General features: G+C 71.8%; 17 protein-coding genes. 12 read left to right on the forward strand and 5 right to left on the reverse strand.

The annotated features are described in order from the left end of the window. Nucleotides 1–5 precede the first annotated feature (5 nt). The 6 genes from TBR22_RS08560 (at nucleotide 6) to TBR22_RS08585 (ending at nucleotide 10,218) form a co-directional block, all read left to right on the forward strand. On the forward strand, nucleotides 6–1,457 hold the full coding sequence (locus TBR22_RS08560; RefSeq protein WP_239492554.1) for an efflux RND transporter periplasmic adaptor subunit: 1,452 nt from the start codon (nucleotides 6–8) through the stop codon (nucleotides 1,455–1,457). After that, on the forward strand, nucleotides 1,450–4,740 hold the full coding sequence (locus tag TBR22_RS08565; RefSeq protein WP_239492555.1) for an efflux RND transporter permease subunit: 3,291 nt from the start codon (nucleotides 1,450–1,452) through the stop codon (nucleotides 4,738–4,740). The genes TBR22_RS08560 and TBR22_RS08565 overlap by 8 nt, the downstream gene beginning before the upstream one ends. Before the next feature lie 98 nt (nucleotides 4,741–4,838). Continuing rightward, entirely contained in the window at nucleotides 4,839–4,982 is a 144-nt protein-coding gene (locus TBR22_RS08570) for a hypothetical protein (protein WP_239492556.1), read from the forward strand. Nucleotides 4,983–4,992: 10 nt separating this feature from the next. After that, on the forward strand, nucleotides 4,993–7,380 hold the full coding sequence (locus TBR22_RS08575) for a DUF1592 domain-containing protein (protein WP_239492557.1): 2,388 nt from the start codon (nucleotides 4,993–4,995) through the stop codon (nucleotides 7,378–7,380). Beyond that, a complete protein-coding gene (locus TBR22_RS08580; RefSeq protein WP_239492558.1) occupies nucleotides 7,377–8,711 on the forward strand; it encodes a DUF1552 domain-containing protein in 1,335 nt (444 codons plus the stop codon). The genes TBR22_RS08575 and TBR22_RS08580 overlap by 4 nt, the downstream gene beginning before the upstream one ends. Nucleotides 8,712–8,715: 4 nt before the next feature. After that, nucleotides 8,716–10,218, forward strand: coding sequence for an ankyrin repeat domain-containing protein (locus tag TBR22_RS08585; RefSeq protein ID WP_239492559.1), 1,503 nt, complete (start codon nucleotides 8,716–8,718; stop codon nucleotides 10,216–10,218). Here the strand turns inward: TBR22_RS08585 and TBR22_RS08590 are convergent. Together TBR22_RS08590 and TBR22_RS08595 are read right to left on the reverse strand one after the other, a co-directional pair. Next, nucleotides 10,190–11,467, reverse strand: coding sequence for a glycosyltransferase (locus TBR22_RS08590; RefSeq protein WP_239492560.1), 1,278 nt, complete (start codon nucleotides 11,465–11,467; stop codon nucleotides 10,190–10,192). The two genes, TBR22_RS08585 and TBR22_RS08590, sit on opposite strands and share 29 nt — an antisense overlap. Next, on the reverse strand, nucleotides 11,464–12,078 hold the full coding sequence (locus tag TBR22_RS08595; protein ID WP_239492561.1) for a TetR/AcrR family transcriptional regulator: 615 nt from the start codon (nucleotides 12,076–12,078) through the stop codon (nucleotides 11,464–11,466). The genes TBR22_RS08590 and TBR22_RS08595 overlap by 4 nt, the downstream gene beginning before the upstream one ends. A gap of 122 nt (nucleotides 12,079–12,200) precedes the next feature. Between TBR22_RS08595 and TBR22_RS08600 the strand changes: the two genes are divergently transcribed. Then, a complete protein-coding gene (locus tag TBR22_RS08600) occupies nucleotides 12,201–13,490 on the forward strand; it encodes a neutral/alkaline non-lysosomal ceramidase N-terminal domain-containing protein (protein WP_239492562.1) in 1,290 nt (429 codons plus the stop codon). Nucleotides 13,491–13,716: 226 nt separating this feature from the next. Beyond that, nucleotides 13,717–14,283, forward strand: coding sequence for a hypothetical protein (locus tag TBR22_RS08605; protein WP_239492563.1), 567 nt, complete (start codon nucleotides 13,717–13,719; stop codon nucleotides 14,281–14,283). 87 nt (nucleotides 14,284–14,370) lie between these two features. On the opposite strand, the gene TBR22_RS08610 is transcribed toward TBR22_RS08605, so the two are convergent. Further along, a complete protein-coding gene (locus tag TBR22_RS08610; RefSeq protein WP_239492564.1) occupies nucleotides 14,371–15,123 on the reverse strand; it encodes a hypothetical protein in 753 nt (250 codons plus the stop codon). Continuing rightward, nucleotides 15,120–15,680 (reverse strand): SgcJ/EcaC family oxidoreductase, encoded by a 561-nt coding sequence (locus tag TBR22_RS08615; protein WP_239492565.1) that lies wholly within the window; start codon nucleotides 15,678–15,680, stop codon nucleotides 15,120–15,122. The genes TBR22_RS08610 and TBR22_RS08615 overlap by 4 nt, the downstream gene beginning before the upstream one ends. Nucleotides 15,681–15,816: 136 nt before the next feature. Between TBR22_RS08615 and TBR22_RS08620 the strand changes: the two genes are divergently transcribed. The 4 genes from TBR22_RS08620 to TBR22_RS08635 all read left to right on the forward strand — a co-directional run bounded on the left by TBR22_RS08620 (nucleotide 15,817) and on the right by TBR22_RS08635 (nucleotide 19,556). Beyond that, on the forward strand, nucleotides 15,817–16,779 hold the full coding sequence (locus tag TBR22_RS08620; protein WP_239492566.1) for a Gfo/Idh/MocA family protein: 963 nt from the start codon (nucleotides 15,817–15,819) through the stop codon (nucleotides 16,777–16,779). 192 nt (nucleotides 16,780–16,971) lie between these two features. Next, on the forward strand, nucleotides 16,972–17,739 hold the full coding sequence (locus TBR22_RS08625) for a cyclopropane-fatty-acyl-phospholipid synthase family protein (RefSeq protein WP_239492567.1): 768 nt from the start codon (nucleotides 16,972–16,974) through the stop codon (nucleotides 17,737–17,739). 81 nt (nucleotides 17,740–17,820) lie between these two features. Continuing rightward, the gene (locus tag TBR22_RS08630) at nucleotides 17,821–18,873 is read left to right on the forward strand and encodes an oxidoreductase (RefSeq protein ID WP_239492568.1); all 1,053 of its coding nucleotides are present in this window, start codon (nucleotides 17,821–17,823) and stop codon (nucleotides 18,871–18,873) included. A gap of 113 nt (nucleotides 18,874–18,986) precedes the next feature. Further along, complete coding sequence (locus TBR22_RS08635; RefSeq protein ID WP_239492569.1) at nucleotides 18,987–19,556, forward strand: PEP-CTERM sorting domain-containing protein; 570 nt, start codon at nucleotides 18,987–18,989, stop codon at nucleotides 19,554–19,556. Nucleotides 19,557–19,674: 118 nt separating this feature from the next. Here TBR22_RS08635 and TBR22_RS08640 read toward each other — a convergent pair whose 3' ends face one another. Continuing rightward, complete coding sequence (locus tag TBR22_RS08640) at nucleotides 19,675–23,055, reverse strand: PVC-type heme-binding CxxCH protein (protein WP_239492570.1); 3,381 nt, start codon at nucleotides 23,053–23,055, stop codon at nucleotides 19,675–19,677. Nucleotides 23,056–23,188: the final 133 nt, after the last annotated feature.

The raw sequence follows: 23,188 nt of genomic DNA on the forward strand, positions 1-23,188 counted from the left end.
CCGCCATGCGAGTCCTGAAAGTCCTGCTCGTCCTCGTGCTCCTCGCCGTCGCGTTCGGTGGGGGCTACCTGCTTCGCGTGAAGCGCGACGCGGCGCCCGCCGCGCCCGCGCAACGGAAGGTCCTGTACTACGTCGACCCGATGCACCCGGCGTACCGCTCCGACAAGCCCGGCATCGCACCCGACTGCGGCATGGCGCTCGAGCCCGTGTACGCCGACGATCGTCCGACTGCACCGGCCGACGGGCGCACGGTGCGGTTCTACCGCGATCCCGGCGATCCCACCTACACGTCCACCACGCCGGGCACCAACCCGGCGAGCGGGCGCGTCCTCGAGCCCGTGTACGCCGAGGCGCCGGAAGGCCAGTCGCACGCGGGCGCCATCCGCATCCCGGCCGACCGCCAGCAGCTCGCCGGCGTGACCTGGGCGACCGTCGAGGCCACCGATCTCGGGCGCACCCTCCGCACGGTCGGCAAGGTGACCTACGACGAGACGAAGGTGCAGCACGTGCACGCGCGCGTCGACGGCTTCGTCGAGCAGGTGCTGGTGGACTTCACCGGGCAGCAGGTGCGCCGCGGCCAGCCGATGCTCACCATCTACAGTCCGGAACTGCTCGCCTCGCAGGAGGAACTGCTGCTGGCGCGCCGCGCCCGCGAGGTCATGCAGAACAGTCCGCTCGGCTCCGGCGCCGCGCAGGGCGAGGCGCTGTTTGCGGCCGCCCGCCGTCGCCTGCAGTTGTGGAACCTCACCGAGGCGCAGATCGACCAGGTGCTCGCGTCGGGGCAGCCGATCCGCGCCGTCACGCTGTACGCGCCCGCCGGTGGCTTCGTGCTCGCCCGCAACGCCTTCCCGAACCAGCGCGTCACCTCCGAGAGCGACCTCTACACGCTGGCCGACCTCTCGACCGTCTGGATCATGGCCGACCTGTACGAGGCCGACCTCGCGGCCGTGCGGGCCGGGGCCCCGGCCCGCGTCATCCTGCCCTATGGCGCCGGCACGACCTCCATCTCGGCGACCGCCGCCTACGTGCAGCCGGCCGTCGACCCGACCACGCGCACGTTGAAGGTGCGGCTCGAGGCACGCAACCCCGGCATGCGTCTGCGGCCGGAGATGTTCGTGGACGTCGAGTTCCCGCTCGCCGGCGGGCGCCGCCTGACCGTGCCGGCCGACGCGGTGCTCAACTCAGGCGAACGACAGGTGGTGTTCGTCGACCTCGGCGACGGCTGGCTCACGCCGCGGCCCGTGCAGGTCGGCGAGCGCGCTGGCGACCGGCTCGTCGTCCTCGACGGCCTGGTCGAGGGCGAGAAGGTCGTGGCGTCGGGCACGTTCCTGATCGACGCCGAGAGCCAGTTGCGGTCGGCCGGCCTCGCCCCGGCGCGCACCGCGCCGGCCCGCAGCACGCCCGAGTCCCCCAGGCCCGCCGCCGCGCCCGCCGGCCACGAGCACCGCCATGATTGACCGCATCATCGAGTGGTCGGCGCGCAACCGCATCGCCGTGTTCCTCGCCGTCGCCATCGCGACGGCCGCGGGCGTGTGGTCGATGCGGACGATCCCGCTCGACGCCATCCCCGACCTGAGCGACACGCAGGTCATCGTCTACTCCCGGTGGGACCGCAGCCCCGACATCCTCGAGGACCAGGTCACCTACCCGATCGTGACGGCGATGCTCGGCGCGCCGCGCGTCAAGGCCGTCCGCGGCTTCTCCGACTTCGGCTTCTCGTACGTCTACATCGTGTTCGAGGAAGGCACCGACATCTACTGGGCGCGCACCCGCACGCTCGAGTACCTGTCGTCGGTGTTGCCGCGGCTGCCCGAGGGCGTCCGCACCGAACTGGGACCCGATGCGACCGGCGTCGGCTGGATCTTCCAGTACGCGCTCGTCGACCACTCCGGCACGCACTCGCTGGCCGACCTCCGCTCCTACCAGGACTGGTATCTCCGCTACTACCTGAAGGCCGTGCCGGGTGTCGCCGAGGTCGCGCCGATCGGCGGCTTCGTGCGGCAGTACCAGGTGCAGGTCGACCCCAACCGCCTGCGCGCCTACGGCATCCCCATCGACAAGGTGGTGCAGGTCGTGCGGAGCGGCAACAACGACGTCGGCGGACGCCTGATCGAGATGGCGGGCGCCGAGTACATGGTGCGCGGCCGCGGCTACGCCCGTTCGACGGAGGACCTCGGCAACATCGTGCTCGCGACCAACGAGCGCGGCGTCCCGGTGCGCGTCCGCGACGTCGGCGAGGTGACCCTCGGCCCCGACCTGCGGCGCGGTGTCGCCGACCTCGACGGCCGCGGCGACGTCGTCGGCGGCATCGTCGTCATGCGGCAGGGCGAGAACGCGCTCGCCGTGATCGATCGCGTCAAGGCGAAGCTGGCGGAGGTGAAGGGCAGCCTGCCGCCCGGCGTCGAAGTGGTCACCACCTACGACCGGTCCGGCCTGATCACGCATTCGATCGAGACGCTCACCGGCACGCTGGTCGAGGAACTGGCCATCGTCTCGCTCGTGATCCTCGTGTTCCTTTGGCACCTGCCGAGCGCGCTGATTCCCATCATCACCATCCCGGTGGCGATCGTCATCGCCTTCGTGCCGATGCGGCTGATGGGCCTGAGCTCCAACATCATGTCGCTCGGCGGCATCGCCATCGCCGTCGGCGCGATGGTCGACGCGGCGATCGTGGTGGTGGAGCAGACCCACAAGAAACTCGAGGAGTGGGACCGCACTGGCCGGGTGCAGGACTACCGGCGCGTGGTCATCGACGCGGTCAAGGAGGTCGGCGGCCCGAGCTTCTTCGCGTTGCTGGTCATCGCCGTCTCGTTCCTGCCGGTGCTCACCCTCGAGGCGCAGGAAGGGCGGCTGTTCAAGCCGCTGGCGTACACGAAGAACCTCGCGATGGTCGTCGCCGCCGTGCTCGCCATCACCCTCGACCCGGCGATGCGGCTGATGTTCACGCACACCCGCACGCTCTCGTTCCGGCCGGCCTGGCTGGCGCGCGCCGCCAACGCGGTGTTGATCGGCAAGATCCACGCCGAGGAACGCCACCCGATCAGCAGAGTCCTGATCCGCGCCTACGAGCCGGCGTGCGCGTGGGCCCTGCGATGGAAGTGGGCGGTCATCGGCGGCGCCATCGCCCTGATGGCGGCCACGGTGCCGGTCTACCAGAAGCTCGGCTCCGAGTTCATGCCGCCCCTCGACGAGGGCGCACTGTTGTACATGCCTTCGACGCTGCCGGGGCTGTCGGTCACGCAGGCGCAGCAACTGCTCCGCACGCAGGGGCAGGTGATCCGCCAGTTCCCGGAGGTCGAGCGGGTGTTCGGCAAGGCCGGGCGAGCGGAGACCTCCACCGACCCGGCGCCGTTCTCGATGATGGAGACGGTGATCACGCTCAAGCCCCATGACCAGTGGCGGCGCGTCCCGACCTGGTACGACGACTGGGCGCCGTCGTGGTTGCGGCCAGCGCTCGGGCGCATCACCAGCGACAGGATCTCGACCGACCAGCTGGTCGCCGAGCTGAACGACGCGCTGCGGATCCCCGGCGTCACCAATGCCTGGACGATGCCGATCAAGGCCCGGGTGGACATGCTGACCACCGGCGTCCGCACCCCGGTCGGCGTGAAGATCCGGGGCGCCGACATCCGCGAGATCGAGCGGCTCGGCACCCGCATCGAGGCCGTGCTGCCGTCGGTGCGCGGCACGCGCAGCGCCTTCGCCGAGCGCACGTCCGGCGGCTACTTCGTCGACTTCGTGTGGAAGCGCGACGAGCTCGCGCGGTACGGGCTGTCGATCGACGACGCGCAGATGGTGGTGATGTCGGCGGTCGGCGGCGACACGGTGACCACCACCGTGGAGGGCCGCGAGCGGTATCCGGTCAACGTGCGCTACTTCCGCGACTACCGGAGCGACCTCGACCGCCTGAAGCGCGTGCTCGTGCCGGCGATGGGCGGACAGGCGCAGGTGCCCCTCTCGCAGTTCGCCGACGTGCGGCTCGTGTCGGGCCCCGCGATGCTGCGCAACGAGGACGGCATGCTCAGCGGGTACGTGTACGTCGACGTCGCCGACCGCGACGTCGGCAGCTACGTCGAGGAGGCCCGTCGCGTGGTGGCCGCCCAGGTGCCGCTGCCGGCCGGGTACACGATCGAATGGAGCGGCCAGTACGAGGCCATGCAGCGCGTGAAGGAGCGCCTGCGGATCGTGGTGCCGATCACCCTCGCGCTGGTCATCGGCCTGCTCTACCTCAACACGCGGGCGATCGGCCGCACGGTCCTGATCCTGCTCGCCGTCCCGTTCTCCGCGGTCGGCGCCATCTGGCTCCTGTACCTGCTCGGCTACAACATGAGCGTCGGCGTGTGGGTGGGCCTCATCGCGCTGCTCGGCGTCGACGCCGAGACGGGCGTCTTCATGCTCCTGTACCTCGACCTGTCCCACGAGGAGGCGAGGCGCGAGGGTCGGTTGCGATCCCTGGCCGACCTGCGCGTCGCGGTGCTCCACGGGGCTGTCAAGCGGATTCGGCCGAAGTTCATGACCGTGGCGACCATGGTGATGGGGTTGCTGCCGATCATGTGGTCGACAGGGGCGGGCGCCGACGTGATGAAGCGCATCGCGGCGCCGATGCTCGGCGGCATCCTCACGTCGTTCCTGCTGGAGCTGCTCGTGTATCCGGCGATCTACGAAGCGTGGAAGGGGCGGGCCCTGAGGCGTGAGCTGAGGACGCAGGTCGTTCCCATGGATGGGCCTGTGGACGCCTGACGGCCGGACGGTGCGGGGGGCGCGCTGGCGCGACGGTCCGCGATGGTTCGCTGCGCGTCGGGCAAGCCCGACGCCTACCCTGCCAGCGGAGCTCCCGTGTGGGCATCGACCTGAACCAGGCCGTGGGCGTCGACCTGAGCCAGGCCGTGGACGTCGACCTGAACCAGCCCGTGGGCGTCGACCTGAACCAGGCCGCGGGCGTCGACCTTCAGGTCGACGCGCCGAACGCCAAGTCGGCGTAAGATGCGCGGCATGCCCTTGCCCGACGTGCGCCGGGCCGCCGCCGCGGCCGGCGTCGCGCTGCTCGCGGCCGGCAGCCTCCGGTTGACGGCGGACGCGCCACCCTCGTCGCGCCCGGTCGCGCCGGCCAATGCCGGCACCGCCGCCTTCGTGCAGGAGTACTGCCTCGACTGTCACGACGGCTCTGCGAAGAAGGGCGGGCTGGCGCTCGATGCGCTGTTGCCCGACGACGTCGCCGCGCATGCCGGGGCGTGGGAGAAGGTGGTGCGGCGGCTGCGCACGCGCCAGATGCCGCCGGTTGGTGAGCCGCGGCCCGACGAGGCCACCTACGACGCCCTCGTCGCCCAGCTCGAGGCGACGCTCGACGCTGCCGCGGCGCGCCGGCCCCACCCGGGCCGCACCGCCTCGATTCGCCGGCTCACGCGCACCGAGTACCGCAACGTGATCCGCGACCTGCTGGCCGTGGAGGTCGACGTCGAGTCCCTGCTGCCCGCCGACGAGGCCAGCTACGGGTTCGACACGGTCACGACCGGCGAGCTCTCGCCGACGCTGCTCGAGCGATACGTCGCGGCGGCGGAGAAGATCAGCCGGCTCGCCGTCGGACGGGCCGGTCGCGCGCCGGCCGGCGAGACGTTCCGCTTGCCGGCCGACCTCACGCAGGAAGAGCAGGTCGACGGCTTGCCGCCAGGCACGCGGGGAGGCGGGCGGTTCACCTATACGTTCCCGCGCGATGGCGAGTACGAGTTCCAGATCCGGCTGCGCCGCGATCGCGACGAGAAGATCGAGGGCCTCACCGAGCCGCACCAACTCGAGGTGCTGCTGGATCGACAACGCGTGACGCTGTTCGACGTGGCGCCAGTGCCCCCCGCCCGTGGCAGCGCGCCGGCGCGCGAGGCCGATGCGCACCTCACCATCCGCGTCCCGGTGACGGCCGGCCCGCACGTCATCGGGGTGACGTTCCTCAAGAAGCCGTCGGCGCTGGCCGAGACCCTGCGCCAGCCCTACCAGGCGCGCTTCAACTCCTACCGGCATCCGCGCCTGCAGCCCGCGATCTTCTCGGTGTCGGTCGTCGGACCGCATGGCGTGAGTGCGCCCGGCGACACGCCGAGCCGGCGACGGCTCTTCGTGGCCCAGCCGGCCGGCCCGGCACAGGAGGCATCGGCGGCCCGGCGAATCCTCGCGACGCTGCTGCGCCGCGCCTGGCGGCGCCCGGTGGTCGAGGCCGACCTGCAACGATCGCTGGCCCTGTTCCGGCAAGGCCGCGACGAGGGCGGTGACTTCGACGCCGGGATCGAGATGGCTCTCGCCGGCGTGCTGGTGAGCCCGGAGTTCCTGTTCCGCGTCGAGCGCGACCCGGCCGGGCTGGCGCCCGGCACCCCGTACCGGGTGAGCGGCCTGGCGCTTGCGTCGCGCCTCTCGTTCTTCCTGTGGAGCAGCATCCCGGACGACGAGCTCCTGGCGCGCGGCACGGACGGGTCGCTGCGCGAGCCGCGCGTCTTCGAGCAGCAGGTCCGCCGCATGCTGGCCGATCCGCGGGCCCGCGCGCTGGTCGGCAACTTCGCCGCGCAGTGGCTGCACCTGCGCAACCTCGAGGCGATGACGCCCGACATGCGGCTGTTCCCCGACTTCGACGACAACCTCCGGCAGGCCTTCCGGGAGGAGACCGAGCGCTTCGTGGACAGCGTGCGCGTCGAGGACCGCAGCGTCCTCGACCTGCTCCGCGCCGACTACACATTCCTGAACGAGCGCCTGGCCAGGCACTACGGACTCCCGCACGTGTACGGGCCGCGCTTCCGTCGCGTGTCGCTCGACCCTGCGAGCGGGCGCGGCGGGCTCCTGCGTCATGGCAGCGTGCTCACCGTCACCTCGTATGCGACGCGGACCTCGCCCGTGCTGCGCGGCAAGTGGGTGCTCGACACGCTGCTCGGCATCCCGCCGCCTCCGCCGCCTCCCGACGTGCCGGCGCTGGAGGACAACACCGTGGACGGTCGGCTGTCGGTGCGTGGCCGGCTCGCCGAGCACCGGCGCAACAAGGCGTGCGCGCGGTGCCACGATCAGATCGACCCGGTGGGCCTGTCGCTCGAGCGCTTCGACGCCGTCGGACGCCGGCGCGCGCGCGAGGACGGCGTGGAGATCGACGTGTCGGGCGGGTTGCCCGACGGCAGCCGCTTCACCGACGTCGCCGGCCTCGAGGCGGCGCTGCTCGCCCGCCCCGAGCTGTTCGTGCACACGTTCACCGAGAAGCTGCTCACCTACGCGAGCGGCCGTGGGGTGGAACCCCTCGACGCGCCGGCGGTGCGCGCCATCGTGCGCGAGGCGCGGCCCGGCCGCTACCGCTTCTCGGACCTCGTGCTCGGGGTCGCCAGGAGCCAGCCGTTCCAGATGAGGATGTCGCGATGATCATCACCAAGAAGGCCCTGCCGCGGCGCACGTTCCTGCGGGGGCTCGGCGCCACCGTGTCGCTGCCGCTGCTCGATGCGATGGTGCCGGCGCTGACGGCCACGGCCCGGACGCCGGCCCGGCAGGTGCGCCGGCTCGGCTTCGTGTACATGCCGATGGGCTGCGACCTGGCGCGGTGGACGCCGACCGGCGAGGGCCGCATCAGCGCGTTCTCGCCGACGCTGCAGTCGCTGGCGCCGGTGGCCGACCAGCTCACGGTGCTGTCGCACCTCGAGCTCAAGAACGCATATCCCGGCACGCACGCGACGTCGAACGCGGCGTTCCTCAGCGCGGCGCGCGCCAAGTGGACCGAGAGCACCGACTACTACCTGGGCGTCACCGCCGACCAGGTGGCCGCGCAGCAGATGGGTCGCGACACGCTCCTGCCCTCGCTCGAGCTCTCGATGGACCTGCTGCAGACGGTGGGGCAGTGCGACAACGGCTACGCGTGCGTGTACCAGAACAACCTGTCGTGGTCCTCGCCGACGACGCCGCTGCCGGCCGAGGCGCACCCGCGGCTGGTGTTCGAGCGCCTCTTCGGCGAGGGCGGCACGCCGGCCGACCGTCAGGCGGCACTGCGTCGCCGCGCCAGCCTGCTCGACGCCGTGCGGGAGGACATGACGCGCCTGGAGCGCAGCCTCGGCGCCGAGGACCGCATCCGCGTCGGGCAGTACCTCGACACGGTGCGCGAGGTCGAGCGGCGCATCCAGAAGGCCGAGACGCAGACGCGAGACGCGCCGCTGCCCGACCTGGATCGCCCGGCCGGCGTACCCGCCTCGTATGCCGAGCACGCGACGCTGATGTTCGACCTGCAGGTGCTGGCGCTGCAGGGCGACGTGACGCGCGTGACCACCTTCCAGCTCGCGCGCGAGACGAGCAACCGGACCTACAACGAGATCGGCGTGCCCGATCCCCACCATCCGCTCACGCACCACGGCAACGACCCCGAGAAGGTCGCCCGGATGGCGAAGATCAACGCGTTCCACGTGTCGTTGTTCGCGAAGTTCCTCGAGAAACTGCAGGCGACGCCGGAGGGCGACGGCACGCTCCTCGATCACTCGCTGTACCTGTACGGCAGTGGCATGGGCGATCCCAACATCCACAACCACATCGACCTGCCGATCTTGGTCGCTGGCGGTGGGCGCAATCCCGGCGGCGGCGCGCGTCACATCCGGTACGCGGAGCCGACGCCGCTGGCCAACCTTCACCTGACGCTGCTCGCGCGAGCGGGCGTGCGCCTCGACGCGTTCGCCGACAGCCGTGGCCACGTCGACGAGCTGCTGTCGCTCTGATCGCATGGCCTCGCGCCCCTGCCGTCGACTCGTGCTCCCGGTGCTGCTGGCGCTCTGGGGCGCACTCGCCGCGGCGAGCGGGCCGGAACCGCGCGTCGCCGACGCGGCCGAGCGGGCGGCCTGGGCGGAGGTGCGGGAACTGCTCGCCCGTCGGGCGCCGGTGACCGTGCCGCAGGTCGACGGCATGACGGCCCTGCACTGGGCCGTGCACCACGACGAGGTCGGCGTCGTCGAGGGCCTGCTGCGCGCCGGCGCCGACGTGCGTGCGTCGACCCGGTACGGCGTGACGCCGCTGTCGTTGGCGTGCACCAACGGGAGCGCGCCGATCGCCCGCCTGTTGCTCGAGGCCGGCGCCGGGCCGAACGATGCCTTGCCCGGCGGGGAGACGCCGCTGATGACGGCGGCACGCGCCGGCGCGACCGACGTCGTCGCGTTGCTGCTGGCCCGCGGCGCCAACGTCGGGGCGCGCGACGAGCGGCGCGGGCAGGACGCGCTCATGTGGGCGGCCGCCGAAGGCCATGCCGACGTCGTCGCCGAGCTCGTGAAGGCGGGCGCCGACGTGCACGGTCGCGCGCCGTCGGGGTTCACGCCCCTGCTGTTCGCGGCGCGCGAAGGACGGCTCGAGGCGGTGCGCGCGCTGCTGAAGGCCGGCGCGCGCGTCGACGACGTCGTTCCCCCCGATGGCCCCGGCCCTCGTCGTCGGGGCTACGGCGGGGTCCCGCCGGCGGGGACGACGCCGTTGCTGATCGCGGTGCGCAACGGACATCTCGACGTCGCCGCGGCGTTGCTCGAGGCCGGCGCCAACGCGGCAGCGGACGGCACGGGGTACACCGCGCTCCACGCGATCACCGTGCTGCGCAAGCCGGGCGTCGGCGACAACGATCCAGCGCCCGAGGGATCCGGGACGCTCGACAGCCTCGACCTCGTGACGCGACTGGTGGCCGCCGGCGCCGACGTGAACGCGCGGATGACGCGCCGCGTCAACCTGAACAACACGCGGCTCGACGAGCGCGGCGCCACGCCCTTCCTGCTCGCGGCCCTGACCGCCGACGTGCCGCTGATGAAGCGCCTGCTGGCGGTCGGCGCCGACCCCACCGCCACCACCGCGGACGGCTCGACCGCCCTCATGCTCGCGGCGGGACTCGCGACGCGGTCGCCGGGCGAGGACGCCGGTACGGAGGCCGAGGTCGTGGAGGCGCTGCAGTTCCTGCTCGATCTGGGCGCGGATCCGAACGCCGTGGACAGGCACGGCGAGACGGCGATGCACGCCGCCGCCTACAAGAACCTGCCGAAGGCCGTGAAGCTGCTGGCGTCGCGCGGCGCCCGAATCGACGTGTGGAACCGCCCCGACGAGTTCGGCTGGACGCCCCTGGCGATTGCCGTCGGCTATCGCTTCGGCAACTTCAAGCCATCGCCGGAGACCGAGGCCGCCGTTCGCGAGGTGATGATCGCCGCCGGTGTCACGCCACCGGCGGTGGTCAAGGCGAAGCTGCAGGAAGTGTACTAGCCAGGGCCTCCATCTCGGCGACGGCGCGGTCCTCGCGGACGTCGCGGGCGATGACCTCGGCCATCCGGCGTGCCGCCTCGCGAAAGCCACCTTCCTCGAGCAGGCGACGCAGGTCGCTGGCGATGCGTTGCGTCGACGCACGCGGCGACGTCACCAGTCCGGCCCCGCACGCTTCCACCCGTGCCCCGTTGTCCTTCTGGTCGCGGCCGAACGGCATCACCAGCACGGGCAGGCCGTGCGCGAGCGACTTGAGCACCGTGCCGTGTCCGCCGTGGCACACGACCGCGGAGGCATGAGGCAGCACCGACGCGTGCCGCGCGGACGCCACCAGGCGCACGTTCGGCGGCGGTGCCCACGAGGGCGCGGCGAGGCTGCCGAGCGTCGCGAGCCCACGCACCGGCAGCGCGCCGAGCGCCTCGACGATCCGGCGGAAGGCCTCGTCTTGTCGCTGGTACGTGGATCCGAGCGAGACGAGTACCAGCGGCTCCCCGGCGTCGTCGGGCCATGGCGAGCTCCATGGCTCTGGCCACGACGGATCGTCGAGCTGCGGCCCCACGTAGCGCACGTGCGCAGGCAGCCCGCTCGGCACGAAGTCGTATTCGCGGCTCGTCAGGACCAGCGCGCGGGGCAGGCGCAGCAACTGCTCGAACACGAAAGCCACGGGAGGCAGGCCCAGCGCCACGCGGGCTTCGTTCAGCGGAGGCAGGCCGAAGGCGAACACGCGGCGGGCGAGCCCGAGCATCACGGCATCCCTGGCGCGCCCCAGCACGCTCCGCGCCGGCTTCAGTCCGAACCCGAGCGGCGTGAAGCCCTCGACGGGGGCATGGAACGGGTAGTGGAACAGCGTCGCGGCCGGCAGCCTGGAGCGCTCGGCGGCGGCCATGGCCCCGAACAGCAGGCAGTCGACCGCGAGCGCCTGCGGGGTGGTGCGATCGATCGCGTCGAGCACGTCGCGCGCGTACCGGGAGGCCGGGCCGAACATCACCTGCTCGCCGATGCGGCGCAGTTGCGCCGGAGGCGACGAGGGCTCCCAGTCGCGAACGGTGTCGGCGGCGCGATCGCGCATGTTGTGCTGCGGTGCGCACGTCCACGTCAGGAACCGACAGCCGGCCGACTCGACCGCATCGGCGAGTACGCGGTCGGCGAGCACGTGGACCGTGTGCCCGCGGCCCGCCAGGCGCCGCGCGATGGCGAGCTGCGCGGGGACGTTGCCGCCGCCGTCGACGAGGGTGAACAGGAAGGTGCTCAATTGGCGCTCCGGAAGGTGGCGAGCACGGCCTCGACGTGGTCGACGAGCCGCGCCGTGGTGGCACGACGGCCGAGGCCGAGGTCGCGCCGGTACAGCTTCCACAGGTAGAAGTCGGTGGTGCCGAACAGCAGCAGGACGCGCCGCTCGCGCTCGGCGCGCCGGAGCCCGGCCAGCACCGACCCGAACGTCGCCTCCACCCAGCGGCGGTGCATGGCGCGCGCCTCGACGTACCGCGCGCGGATGAGAGGCTGGTGATCCTCCTGCACGAGCCCGTTCCACGCGAGATCCCCCATCGCCTCGTAGCTGGCCACCAGCGTGCCTACGGCGCCGGCGACGTCGTCGGTCGCCGCCACCTTCCGGCTCCGCTCGACCTGCGCGGCGAAGCGGGAGGAGGCCTCCTGGAAGAGGCGTTCCTTCGAGCCGCAGCGCCGCAGCACCGTCTGCAGCGTCACGCCGGCGCCCTCGGCCACCGCCTGCAGCGTGACCTCCGCGAAGGGTCGGGTCCGGAACAGCGCCGTGGCGGCCTCGTGGATGCGGTCCAGCGTGCGCTCGGCCGCTTCGGCGCGGGCGCCCATCCGGTAGGGACGACGGGGCGGTGGCGGGGGCCTCATTTGACGTTAGTCAGGCTAACTCGAAAACGAGGGCCTCGGCAAGCAGCCGCGGCGAGCCACCTGAAGACCCCATGGCACGCCATCCCTACCAAATCGCCGGCGATGCTGGCACGATGTGCCGCATGCGTTCATGGCTGATGGCCGTCGCCCTCGTGGCGACACTCGGGGCGGCGACGCCCGCACGGGCCGAGATGCGCGCGGGCGTGGCCCGCGTCGACATCACGCCTGCGGGCTCGATGACGATGTACGGGTATGCCAACCGGAAGTGCGGGCCGTCCAACGGCGTGCACGACCCGCTGCAGGCCAAGGCGCTCGTCATCGAGTCGGGCGGCGAGGCGATGGCCATCGTCACGCTCGACCTCGGCAGCATGGTGTCCGAGCGCCTGCACCAGCAGGTGGCCGAGCGGTTCGGCATCCGCACCTTGCTGCTCTCGGCGTCGCACACGCACTCGGCGCCGGCCTTCCTGCCGTTCGGCAGCGCGCCGGTCAGCAACGCCGCCGCCCTGGCCTATCGTGACGAAGTCGAAGCCAGGGTGCTCGACGCCGTGGGCCGCGCGAAGGCTGCGCTGGCGCCGGCGCGGCTGCAGGTGGCGCGGGGATCGCTGCAACTGGGCTACAACCGCCTGCTGCCGCGCGACGACGGTCGATCGCGCGCGCTGTTCGACAACCTCGAGCGCGTCCCGTACGGACCTGTCGATCCCGAGTTCGTGCTGTTGCGGGTCGACGGGATGGACGGACAGCCGCGCGCGGTGCTCGTCCACTACGCGGTCCACGCCGTGGTGCTCGGCCCCACCAATTGCAGGTACTCGGCGGACTACCCGGGAGTCCTGCAGGCGACCGCGGAGGCCGGCCTCCCGGGCGCACAGGTGATGTTCGTGCAGGGCGGCGCGGGCGACATCAATCCGCTCTTCATGGCACGGTCGGGCGACGAAGCCCGGGATTTCGCGGTCGTCGAGGCGATGGGCAAGCTGCTGGGCGAGGCCGTGGTGCGTGCGTCGGCGGGTGCCACGCCGGTGCCGGCCGGGCGCGAGGGCATCGCGGTGCGGCGCGAGGTGGTCACCGTGAAGGACCGGTGGGACCCCACGCAGACGCTGGACATCGGCATCGCGACGGTGCTGCTCAACGGCACGATCGGGATTGCCGCGTGGCCGGGGGAGGTCATGCACCGACTGCAGCGCGACTGGAAGGCCCGCGCCGAGGTGCCGGTGCCGCTGTTCTACGGCTACACGCACAGCGGCGCCGGCACCTGGGCCGGGTACGTGCCGGACCTGCGATCGGCCGCGCACGGTGGCTACGGCGCCGACGCCAGCACCCGCGTCGAGATCGGGACCGGCGAGCGGTTGCTCGAGCGGCACCTGATCAACCTGTACGACCTGCAGGGGATGTGGAAGGACGCGCAGGGCAAGCCGTAGCGGCGCCGGCGGGCTCGAGGCACAGCCGGAACGCACGCGCCTTGGGAGGCGCGGGCATGAGCCGGAGCCTTGAGCCGTATGCCGTTGCCTGCTACCGTGCGGCATGGCCGTCGACGATTGGGAAATCTCGGCCTTACAGAAAGGCTGGGGTGGAGCCAGGCCTGCACCTGGGCGAGCCATCGCCCTGGGCGGCGTGCTCGCCGCACTCTGGGGGGCAGCCGCCGCAATGGTGCGGGCCTCTCACCTGCGAGGGCGTCAGGCCGACGCGGTCGCGCAGCGTTCGGCCAAGGCGACCCGCACGACGGCCGTCCCCGATGACCGCGTGCAGGAGATCCGGGCGGCACAGGATCTTCTCCGCCGCGGCTTCCCCGATGAGGCCGCGTCTCGATTGCAACTGGTCGTGGAGCGCTTCCCCGACCCCGGGCCGGCGCTCCCGCTGCTGGCGCGCGCCGAGTTTGCGCGCGGCCGCGTCGCCGAGGCGTTCGTCGCGGCGGGTCGGGCGCTCGCGCGACAGCCGGACGATCGTGCCACCGCACGGCTGCGGGCCCTGTCGGCGGAGGTGCTGTCATTCGGTCCGGAGCAGCCGCGCTCGGCGCGGCAGGGGCGCCGCGCCCACTTGCGGGCCCTGCTGCAGCGTGCACGGGCCTCGCTCGTCAAGTGCCAGGCTGCCGATCCGTCGCTGGTCGCCGCGATCGACGGGTGGTTGCGTGCCGCCGCGGCCGACGAGGACCTCGGGCGCGGAGCGCCACCGGCAGCGGCGACGCGCGTCGATGGTGGCGGTGCGGCCGAGTGAGCGAGCCGCAGCGCCTGCTGCGGCTCGACGTGTCATCGGCGTGTGAGGGGGGGCGTGGTGGTGGACGGGGTTTGTCCCCGGTCCGCGCTAGAAGCCCTTGCTGCGTCCCTCGGGCGTGTCGCGCAGGGCGTCCTCCAACTGTCGTTGCGACCAGTTGTTCTTCATCACCTCGTTGATCCAGGGCCGCGCGGCCGGGTCCGGATCGCGCCGCAATACGCGCTGGTACGCCTGTCGGACCATGCGTTCTGCCTGTTCGTACGTGTAGCGCCCGCCGTTGTGCGAGCTCGATCCGTACGAACCGCCGCCGTACGCGCCGCCCCAGCCCTGGTGCGATAAGCCGTAGCCGCCGTGATAGCTGCTGCCGTACCCGCCGTTGTCATAGTCGGGCGGCCTCGACGGGGGGCGAGAGCCGTACCCGCCGCTCCCGCCGTACCCGTACGAGCCGCCGCCGTACGCGCCGCCCCAGGACCCGCCGCCCCCGCCGCGGCGATCCACGACGAACGACGAGATGCGGTCGTTGAAGCCGGCATCGCGCAGGTCGCGGATGCTGCTCGCGAAGCGGCGGGACTCGCCCCGCAGGTCGTTGGAGCGGAAGACCGTGACCTCGACGTACCCGAACAGGCGGATCGACGAGATCTCGTCGTTGGTGCCCGGCGGGACACGGCCCGCCAGTTCGCCGACGGGCGCGCAGAAGTAGCGGCCCATGTAGTTGATGTCCTCGTAGAAGCACGCACCCGCCGAGGGGAGCGGCGCGCGGCCCCAGGCGTACTGTGCCGACGCCGGTGCCACGGGAGCCAGCGTGAGGGCGATCGCCGACGCGAGGCGAATCAGGCGGCTCATGGCTTCGCGACGGGCTGCGCGGCGTCGGTGGCCGCAGGGGCAGGCGGGGCAGCGGGCACGCCGGGCGCGTTGTCGATGTCGTGCGACACGCGCCACTTGCCGTCCTCGCCCTTCACGTAGACGACGAGGTACCGTCCCTCGGTCGTGGTCGGTGGGGCACCGGCCTTGGGCGTGACCGTCACCGAGTACCGGCCGCGGTCGAGGCCGACGGCGCCGAGCGTGCGGGTCTCGTCGGGCGTCAGGGTGGCCTTCACCATGACCTGCGCGAACATCGCCTCGAGGCTCGCGACGATCGCGTCGCGGCCCTTCAGGCTCGGCTGGTGGTTCGGCTCCGAGACCGCGTTCTCGGTGTACAACTGCCCGATCGCCGCGGCGTCACCGGCCGCGTAGGCCGCCATGAACCCTTCGCGGGCGGCCTTGATGGCGGCGAGGTCGGCGGGAGCGTCGAGCGCCGGCCGGGAGTCGGCGGCGGGCGGGGGAGGGGCGGCCGGGGCACACCCGGTCGTGGCGAGCGCGCCGAGCAGCAGGGCGGCGGCAAGGGATGTCGGTCTCAGCATGAGCTGGATCATGCCGCCCGCGTCTGGCGTTGGCTATCCGAAAGCCGACAATCGTCGGCCGGAGGCGCTACCATCCGCGAGACATGTCAGCAATCGGATGCCGCAGCGCCATGGCGCGGCAGGGAGGACGCGTGCAGTGACCACGATCGGGTGGGGCATCATCGGCTGCGGCGACGTGACGGAAGTGAAGAGCGGGCCCGGGTTCCAGAAGGCGGAGGGCTCCGCGCTGGTCGCCGTGATGCGGCGGACCGCGCACCTCGCCGAGGACTACGCGCGGCGGCACGGCGTGCCCCGGTGGTACGGCGATGCCGAGGCGCTCGTCTCCGACCCCGAGGTCGATGCGGTGTACGTCGCCACTCCACCTGACGGCCACCTGCCGTACACGCGCCTGGCCGCGGCCCACCGCAAGCCCGTGTACGTCGAGAAGCCCATGGCCCGCACGCACGGCGAGTGCGTCGCCATGATCGAGGCGTGTCGTGACGCAGGCGTCCCGCTCTTCACGGCCTACTACCGTCGCGCCCTGCCACGCTTCCTGAAGGTCAAGGCGCTCCTCGAGGAGGGCGCGATCGGCGCGCCGCGCGCCGTGGCCATCCAGCTGTCGCGGCGACACGTGACGACGGAGGGCGCCCCGCCCTGGCGGGTCGTGCCCGAGATCGCGGGCGGCGGGCTGTTCGTGGATCTCGCCTCGCACACGCTCGACCTGCTCGACTTCCTGCTCGGGCCCATCTCCGGCGTCACGGGCGGGGCGGCCAACCAGGGCGGGCACTACGCCGCCGAAGACATCGTGGCGGCCTCGCTCGTCTTCGACTCGGGCGTGCGCGGCAGCGGCCTGTGGTGCTTCACGGCCGACCACGATGCCGACCGCGTCGAGATCCTCGGGACCAGCGGCCGGATCACTTTCTCGACCTTCGACGACGTGCCGGTGGTGCTGACCAGGGCGATGGCGCAGGAGGCGTTCGCGATTCCTCACCCCGCGCACGTCCAGCAGCCGCTCATCCAGGCCGTCGTGAATGACCTGCGTGGCCTGGGCGCCTGCCCGAGCACCGGGGAGAGCGGCGCCCGCGCGTCGTGGGTGATGGACCGGTTGCTGCGGCCTTGACCGTCGGCGCGAGCCGCCGGGGGCACTGCTCGACGCGCAGCACCAGCAAGGTCAGCAGGTTCCGACCTCGGCGAGCGCACGGCGCGCAACGTGCCGGCAGGGTTCCGGCGTACTGTGTGTGACGTCATGCCAACGCGCCCGCGGGCGCCGGAGGAACCTCGGATGAGCCGTATCAGCCGTGTCGCTCGTTGTGTGGTCCTGGGACTCTGCCTGCTGTCGCCCTCGCTGGCGGTCGGCCAGGCGGTGCAGGATCCGCCCAAGCCCTTCGAGCCCGTCAGTGGTCAGGCGGGCAAGGACGTCGTGTGGGTGCCGACGCCCCAGTCCACGGTCGATGCGATGCTCGACCTGGCCAGGCTGACGCCGCAGGACCACCTCGTCGACCTCGGCTCCGGCAACGGCATCACCGTGATCACCGCGGCCAGGCGTGGCGCCACCGCGACCGGCGTCGAGTTCAACCCGGACATGGTGGCGCTCGCGCGTCGCAAGGCCGAGGAGGCCGGCGTCTCGGCCCGCGCGACGTTCGTGCAGGGCGACCTGTTCGAGGCCGACCTCTCCAAAGCGACGGTCATCACGCTCTTCCTGCTGCCGGAAATCAACATGAAGCTGCGCCCGAAGCTGCTCGACCTGCCGCCGGGTACGCGGGTCGTCTCCAACTCCTTCGACATGGAGGACTGGGAGCCCGACGTCCGGACCACGGTGCCCGAGTGCACGTCGTGGTGCACGGCGATGGCGTGGGTCGTCCCGGCCAAGGTGGGAGGCACCTGGCGGATGGGGAAGGAAACACTGACCCTGTCGCAGTCCTTCCAGAACGTCACCGGCACGCTGGGCGCCGTCCCGGTGACCGCTGGCAAACTGGCGGGGGCGGTCCTCACCTTCACCGCAGGCGGGCGTACGTACACGGGGCGGGTCGAGGGCGATCGACTGGCAGGCGATGGCTGGTCGGCCACCCGCGTGCCCTGAGGCCCGAGGGCCCGTGCTGCACCGGATTCACAGTCGCGGTGAGGGCGGCGCACTGTCGCCCACCGCTGATGTCTTTCCACCATGACTCCAGCCCGAACACACGACATCGGCGTCGCCCTGCTCGGCTTCGGCTTCGCGGGGCGGATCTTCCACGCGCCGTTCATCGCCACCACGCCGGGGCTCGCACTCCGGATGATCGCGTCGAGCCGCCGCGACGAGATCGCGGCGGCCTATCCCGGCGTGCGGGTGTCGCAATCCGCCGAGGACGCGCTGGCGTCCCCCGACGTCGACCTCGTCGTCGTGGCCACCACCAACGAGACGCATGCCCCGTTTGCCCAGGCCGCCATGCGGGCGGGCAAGCACGTGGTGGTCGACAAGCCGTTCACCCTGACGCTCGACGAGGCCCGGCGTGTCGTCGCCACCGCCGAGGAGACGCGTCGCCTCCTCGCGGTCTTCCAGAACCGCCGATGGGACAGCGACTTCGCCGGCGTGCGCGCGGCGATCGCGGCGGGCGCGATCGGCGAGGTCACCGAGCTGTGGTCGGAGATCGCCCGGTGGCGTCCCGAGGTGCGCGACCGCTGGCGGGAACGTCCAGGGCCAGGCGCGGGGCTGTGGTTCGATCTCGGGCCGCACCTGATCGACCAGGCGCTGGAGTTGTTCGGCCTGCCTGATGCCGTGCACGCGGCCATCCGCCCGCTGCGACCGGGTGCCACCGTGGACGACTGGTTCCACGTGCGGCTGGTCTACGCCTCACGCGAGGTGTGGCTCACGTCGAGCATGCTGGCCGCCGACCCGACGCCGCGCTTCGTCGTGCGCGGCACGACCGGCACCATCGTGAAGCAGGGGATGGATCCCCAGGAGCGCGCGCTCATGGCCGGCCAACGGCCGGGCGAGAGTGACTGGGGCCACGACCCGGACCCGGTCTTCGTGTACCGAGAGGGCCGCGAGCCGGAACGGCGCCCGGCCCCGCCGGGCCACTACGGCCACTTCTACGCCCGGATGCGCGACGCCATCCGCGAGGGCGCCGCGCCGCCTGTGACGGCGAGGCGTGCGCTGGAGGTGATGGCGGTGACGATGGCCGGCTTCGCGTCGGCATCGTCTGGTGAAGCCGCGCCCGTGTCCGGAACGGTGTGACTAAAGTCGACCATCGAGGAGACAAACAAGCGGGGCGTGTGTGCTGATGCGGTGGCCTCGCCTATCCTTGGGTGGCGACATTCTTGCACCGATTTCGGGGCAGAATGACACACATGCCCATCGCTTCCATCCGTAGAATCGCTGCCGGTCTGGCCCTGGCCCTGGGCCTGACGCTCGCGAGCAGCACCCAGGCGGCCGCCGCCGTCGTGTACGACTTCAGCCTCCCCGCCAACGGCGACGTCGGCGCCGTGCGCATCGTGCTCACGACGTCGGACTTCATCACGCCGTCGGACCTGGACATCTTTCCGCTGACCGCTGCCCAGATCGCGGTCAGCTCCGACGACGTGGTCGACAAGACCCAATCGGTGATTGGCGTCGACATCGAGCCCGACGTGACCTTGTTCGGCATCAACCTGCGCGGCCCCGGCGGTCTTCTGCTGCTGTTCACTGAGGACTACCCGGCGGACTTCTTCATCTTCGAGCGGACTCCGACACAGACGGGCACCTTCACGTCGGTCTCCGGAATCGTCGTGAGTGACGACGAACTGGAGACGCGCGCGCCGACCGCGACCCTCGTGGTCAGCGGCACCCCGGACGTGCCCGAGCCGGCGAGCCTCACGCTGCTCGGCGCTGCCGCCGCAGGGCTGATCGCCCGTCGCCGGCGCCAGACGCGGCGGTCCTGAGTCGCAGCCAGGGCGCGGTACCTCACCGCGCCGATCTCGTCCAGCGGCGGCGTGGCCACACGCCGCCGCCCTTCGCCCTCGCCGCCATCCTCATGGCCAGCCGCGCGGCGCCCAGCCCCTAGTTCTTCACTTTCATGACGCCGTTCATCAGGCGCCAGTGGCCCGGGAACGTGCACACGTACGGGTAGTCGCCGGCCTGTGCTGGGGCGCGGAACTGCACCGTGATCGTCTGTCCGGGATTGACGATCGGCGTCGAGAAGAGCACCAGCGAGGTCTGTGGCACGTAACTCTGGGCCAACGCGTCGCCCGTCGTGAGCATCTGGTCGGCCGCGCCACCGAGCTGGGCCAGCGAGTCGGCGGCGCCCAGGATGAAGTTGTGCTGCATCACGTCGGGGTTGGTGAACACCAGCTGCACGAGCTGTCCGGGCGCCACCGTGAACTCCGCGCGATCGAACTTCATCTGTCCCGGGATCACCGTGAGCGCCACGGTCACGTCGGGTCGGGGCAACGCGGCAGCGGGCGGCGCGGTCCGTGCCGCTGCCGCCGTCGCGGCGGCCAGGTGTGCCGGGAGTTCGCCGGCCCTGGCGTAGAGCGACACGGCGTTGGTCTGGCGTTCGACCCGGTGCCTCCAGGTGCCCGCCAGCGACTGGCGCGCGCCGGCCACCTCCAGGTACAGCAGGTCGGGCGTGCTGAGGAAGCCGCCGTCGCCGCGGTAGTTCTGGATGCGGAGGGTGAGGACGTTCGACCCGGCCTTCAGCGCTTCGGCGGGGACGGTGAAGACCGGCAGCGCCGCAGGGGCGGCCGGATCGCGCGGCGGTGCCGGCACGGCCTGGCCGTTGACCCAGACCTCCGCGGCCTGCCCGATGCGACCGAGGCTGAAGCGGACCGGGGCGCCTGCCGCCGCGTCGAACGTCCGCGTGAACCAGACGACGCCGTCGAAGTCGGCCAGGCCCTTCGACTCCCAGCGGCCCGGAACCTCGATCTCCTTCCACGACGACGCCAGGCTGGCCGCCTCGGGCACGCGCCAGTCGGGGCGGTTGTTGCCCAGCCGCAGGGGCAGGGGTAACGCGGTCTCGGGCACGGCGTTCGGGTCGGCCTGGTAGAGCGGCAGCACGCGTGCGCGGTGACGATGCGCGGCCACGTACAGCGCGCGACTCAGCCAGCGATCCTTGAAGTTCTGCGCCTCGAGGCTGGCCGTGTAGATCGCCCTGGCGATCCCGTCCGACGAGGGCGCGTCGGCGAGCGCGAGGATCGCGGCCAGTCGCGTGTGCAGGTCGGGATCGCGCAGGAGCCCTGCATCGAGAATCGCCTGCGCGCCACCCGGGCGCGTGGCGAGCACGGTGGCCGCGGCCTTGCGCACGCCGGCGGCCGGGTGCTTCAGCGCCGCCACCACTGCGCGCCCTGCGTCGCTGCCGACGTCGGTGATCGCGCCCAGGCCGTCCAGCGTCCACACCGCGTGCAACGCGGCGCCGTTCAGGCCAATCTCGTCCACCGACGTGTTGCGGGTCAGCGCAATCAGCGCCGGGACGACATCCGTCGCGCCGCGCTCGACGAGCATCCGCTGCGCGTGCAGGCGCCACAGCATGTTGTCGGAGGACAGGCCCGCCACCAGCGAGGCCGGCAGCGACGCCGACAGCCGCGGCATCGTCGGGCGGCTGCCCGCCTTCGGCACGATCCGGTAGATGCGCCCGTGGTGCCGGTCGCGCATCGACGTCTCGTACGCATTGCCTGGACCGTTGCTGTACCCGGGCGGCGTCGGGTTGTGCTGGGCGATGAAGTTGTACCAGTCGGCCACCCACACGGCCCCGTCCGGACCCACCTGCGCGTGCACCGGGGCGACCCACTCCTCGGCGCCGGCCATCAGGTTGTAGCCGTCGCGCGTCACGAACCCCGCGCCGTCCTTCTCGATCACGCCCTGGCCGACGATGTGCGCCGTCGGCTCGGTGATGAAGGCGATGCGGTTCCAGTACGCCTTCGGGAACCGGCGCGCGGTGTACAGCTGGTGCCCGGCCGCCGCCGTGTAGCCGCCGTGCACGTCCACCTGCCGGATGTAGGGCGTGATGAAGTGCGCGTTGTAGAACTGCGCCAGGCTCTGGTAGCCGGGTCCGCTCACCGGACGGCCCCCGGTGCCCAGTCCCTCGACGCCGTCGAAGTAGCGGTTCGGGATCGCCACGTAGAAGCTCGGGTCGTTGTTGGCCGTCGATCCGAACACGTCGAACGTCTCCGAGAAGCCCAGGCCCCACGTGTTGTTGGTCGACCCGGTCACGAACTCGAAGCCCGATCCGTCGGGCCTGAACCGGAACACGCCCATGCCGAACTGCATCGGCTTGCCGTTCATCTCGCCCTTGAAGCCGGCGTAGCCGACGGTGCCCCACACGTAGTTGTCGGGGCCGTACAGCAGGTTCGACGGGCCGGCGTGGCTGTCGCTGATGCCCCAGCCGGTGCTGAGGACGGTCTTCTTGTCGGCCTTGTCGTCGCCGTTGGTGTCCTCGAGCAGCAGCATGTGCGGCGCGGCGGCGACGATGACGCCCTTGCCGGTGAACACCAGGCTGGTGGCCAGGTTGAGACGATCGGCGAAGACGGTGAACTTGTCGGCGCGCCCGTCGCCGTTGGTGTCCTCGAGGATGCGGATGCGGTCGGCGCCAGGCTGGCCGTTCAGCACGAGGTTGGGATAGTCGATGGCCTCGATCACCCACAGCCGCCCCCGGGCGTCGAACTGGAACGTGATGGGCTTGACGATGTCGGGCTCGCGCGCGAAGAGCTGCAGGTCGAACTCCGCCGGCGTCGTGATGAACTTCATCGAGTCGGCCGGCGAGAACGGCATCTGGTACTTCGGGGCCGGATCGCGCTTCTCGTAGTTGGGCACGTTGAAGCCGTCGAGGTAGGTGACCTCAGGCATCTTCAGCGCCTGCCACGCCTTGCGTGCCTGGTCCGAGACGGCCCACGTGGTGGCGCGCTCGACCAGCACCTGGAAGCCAGGGTTCCGCCACGTGCGCTCGTCGTGGCCGAACGCGGTGTAGAACACGCGGCCCTTGCCCTGCGTGCGCACCCAGGTGTACGGCTCACGCCCCTTGTCGTCGACCCGCTCCATCAGCACCGTGCGGTCGACCGGGTTGTGCCGCGTGTGGACGTAGGTCTCGTCCCAGGTGGTGAACGGCGCCAGGCCGCTCATGATCGGGTGGTCGGGGGCGACGATCTCCGCCGTGAAGTCACCGGTGCCGTGGGTGCTGAACTGCCCGCCGATCATCGGGATGTAGCGCGGCGCCTTCGTGAACATGAACGAGGCGCAATGCAGCGCGATCAGGCCCTTGCCGCCCTCGACGAACGACACCAGCGCCTGTTCCTGCGCCTCGGTGATGTCGGTGTGGTTGGCGTAGATCATGATCGCGTCGTAGTTGGCGAGCACCTCGGGCCGCAGCGCCTCCGCCGGCGTCGCCACGTGCGTGAGCTGGATGCCCTTGCGGGCCAGCGGCGCGGCCAGGATCGGCATCAGCGTCATCGACGGATGGTGCGTGCTCGTGTGGCCGAGGAAGAGCACACGGAGTGGGCGGCCTTCCGCCTTCGCGCGTTGCGCTACGGCGGACGAGTCGGCCGTGGGTCGCCGGCCTTCGGGGCGAGCGGCGCCCTGCCGA

Origin of the sequence: Luteitalea sp. TBR-22, from assembly GCF_016865485.1 — a bacterium.
GTDB lineage: Bacteria > Acidobacteriota > Vicinamibacteria > Vicinamibacterales > Vicinamibacteraceae > Luteitalea.

What these genes read in the sequence shown, in the direction of transcription:
- TBR22_RS08630 (WP_239492568.1), top strand. Translation starts at nt 17,821, where the DNA reads ATGACTCCAGCCCGAACACACGACATCGGCGTCGCCCTGCTCGGCTTC.
- TBR22_RS08640 (WP_239492570.1), bottom strand. Translation starts at nt 23,055, where the DNA reads ATGACGCTGATGCCGATCCTGGCCGCGCCGCTGGCCCGCAAGGGCATC.
- TBR22_RS08580 (WP_239492558.1), top strand. Translation starts at nt 7,377, where the DNA reads ATGATCATCACCAAGAAGGCCCTGCCGCGGCGCACGTTCCTGCGGGGG.
- TBR22_RS08615 (WP_239492565.1), bottom strand. Translation starts at nt 15,680, where the DNA reads ATGCTGAGACCGACATCCCTTGCCGCCGCCCTGCTGCTCGGCGCGCTC.
- TBR22_RS08565 (WP_239492555.1), top strand. Translation starts at nt 1,450, where the DNA reads ATGATTGACCGCATCATCGAGTGGTCGGCGCGCAACCGCATCGCCGTG.
- TBR22_RS08600 (WP_239492562.1), top strand. Translation starts at nt 12,201, where the DNA reads ATGCGTTCATGGCTGATGGCCGTCGCCCTCGTGGCGACACTCGGGGCG.
- TBR22_RS08605 (WP_239492563.1), top strand. Translation starts at nt 13,717, where the DNA reads ATGGTGCGGGCCTCTCACCTGCGAGGGCGTCAGGCCGACGCGGTCGCG.
- TBR22_RS08595 (WP_239492561.1), bottom strand. Translation starts at nt 12,078, where the DNA reads ATGAGGCCCCCGCCACCGCCCCGTCGTCCCTACCGGATGGGCGCCCGC.
- TBR22_RS08610 (WP_239492564.1), bottom strand. Translation starts at nt 15,123, where the DNA reads ATGAGCCGCCTGATTCGCCTCGCGTCGGCGATCGCCCTCACGCTGGCT.
- TBR22_RS08635 (WP_239492569.1), top strand. Translation starts at nt 18,987, where the DNA reads ATGCCCATCGCTTCCATCCGTAGAATCGCTGCCGGTCTGGCCCTGGCC.
- TBR22_RS08560 (WP_239492554.1), top strand. Translation starts at nt 6, where the DNA reads ATGCGAGTCCTGAAAGTCCTGCTCGTCCTCGTGCTCCTCGCCGTCGCG.
- TBR22_RS08575 (WP_239492557.1), top strand. Translation starts at nt 4,993, where the DNA reads ATGCCCTTGCCCGACGTGCGCCGGGCCGCCGCCGCGGCCGGCGTCGCG.
- TBR22_RS08585 (WP_239492559.1), top strand. Translation starts at nt 8,716, where the DNA reads ATGGCCTCGCGCCCCTGCCGTCGACTCGTGCTCCCGGTGCTGCTGGCG.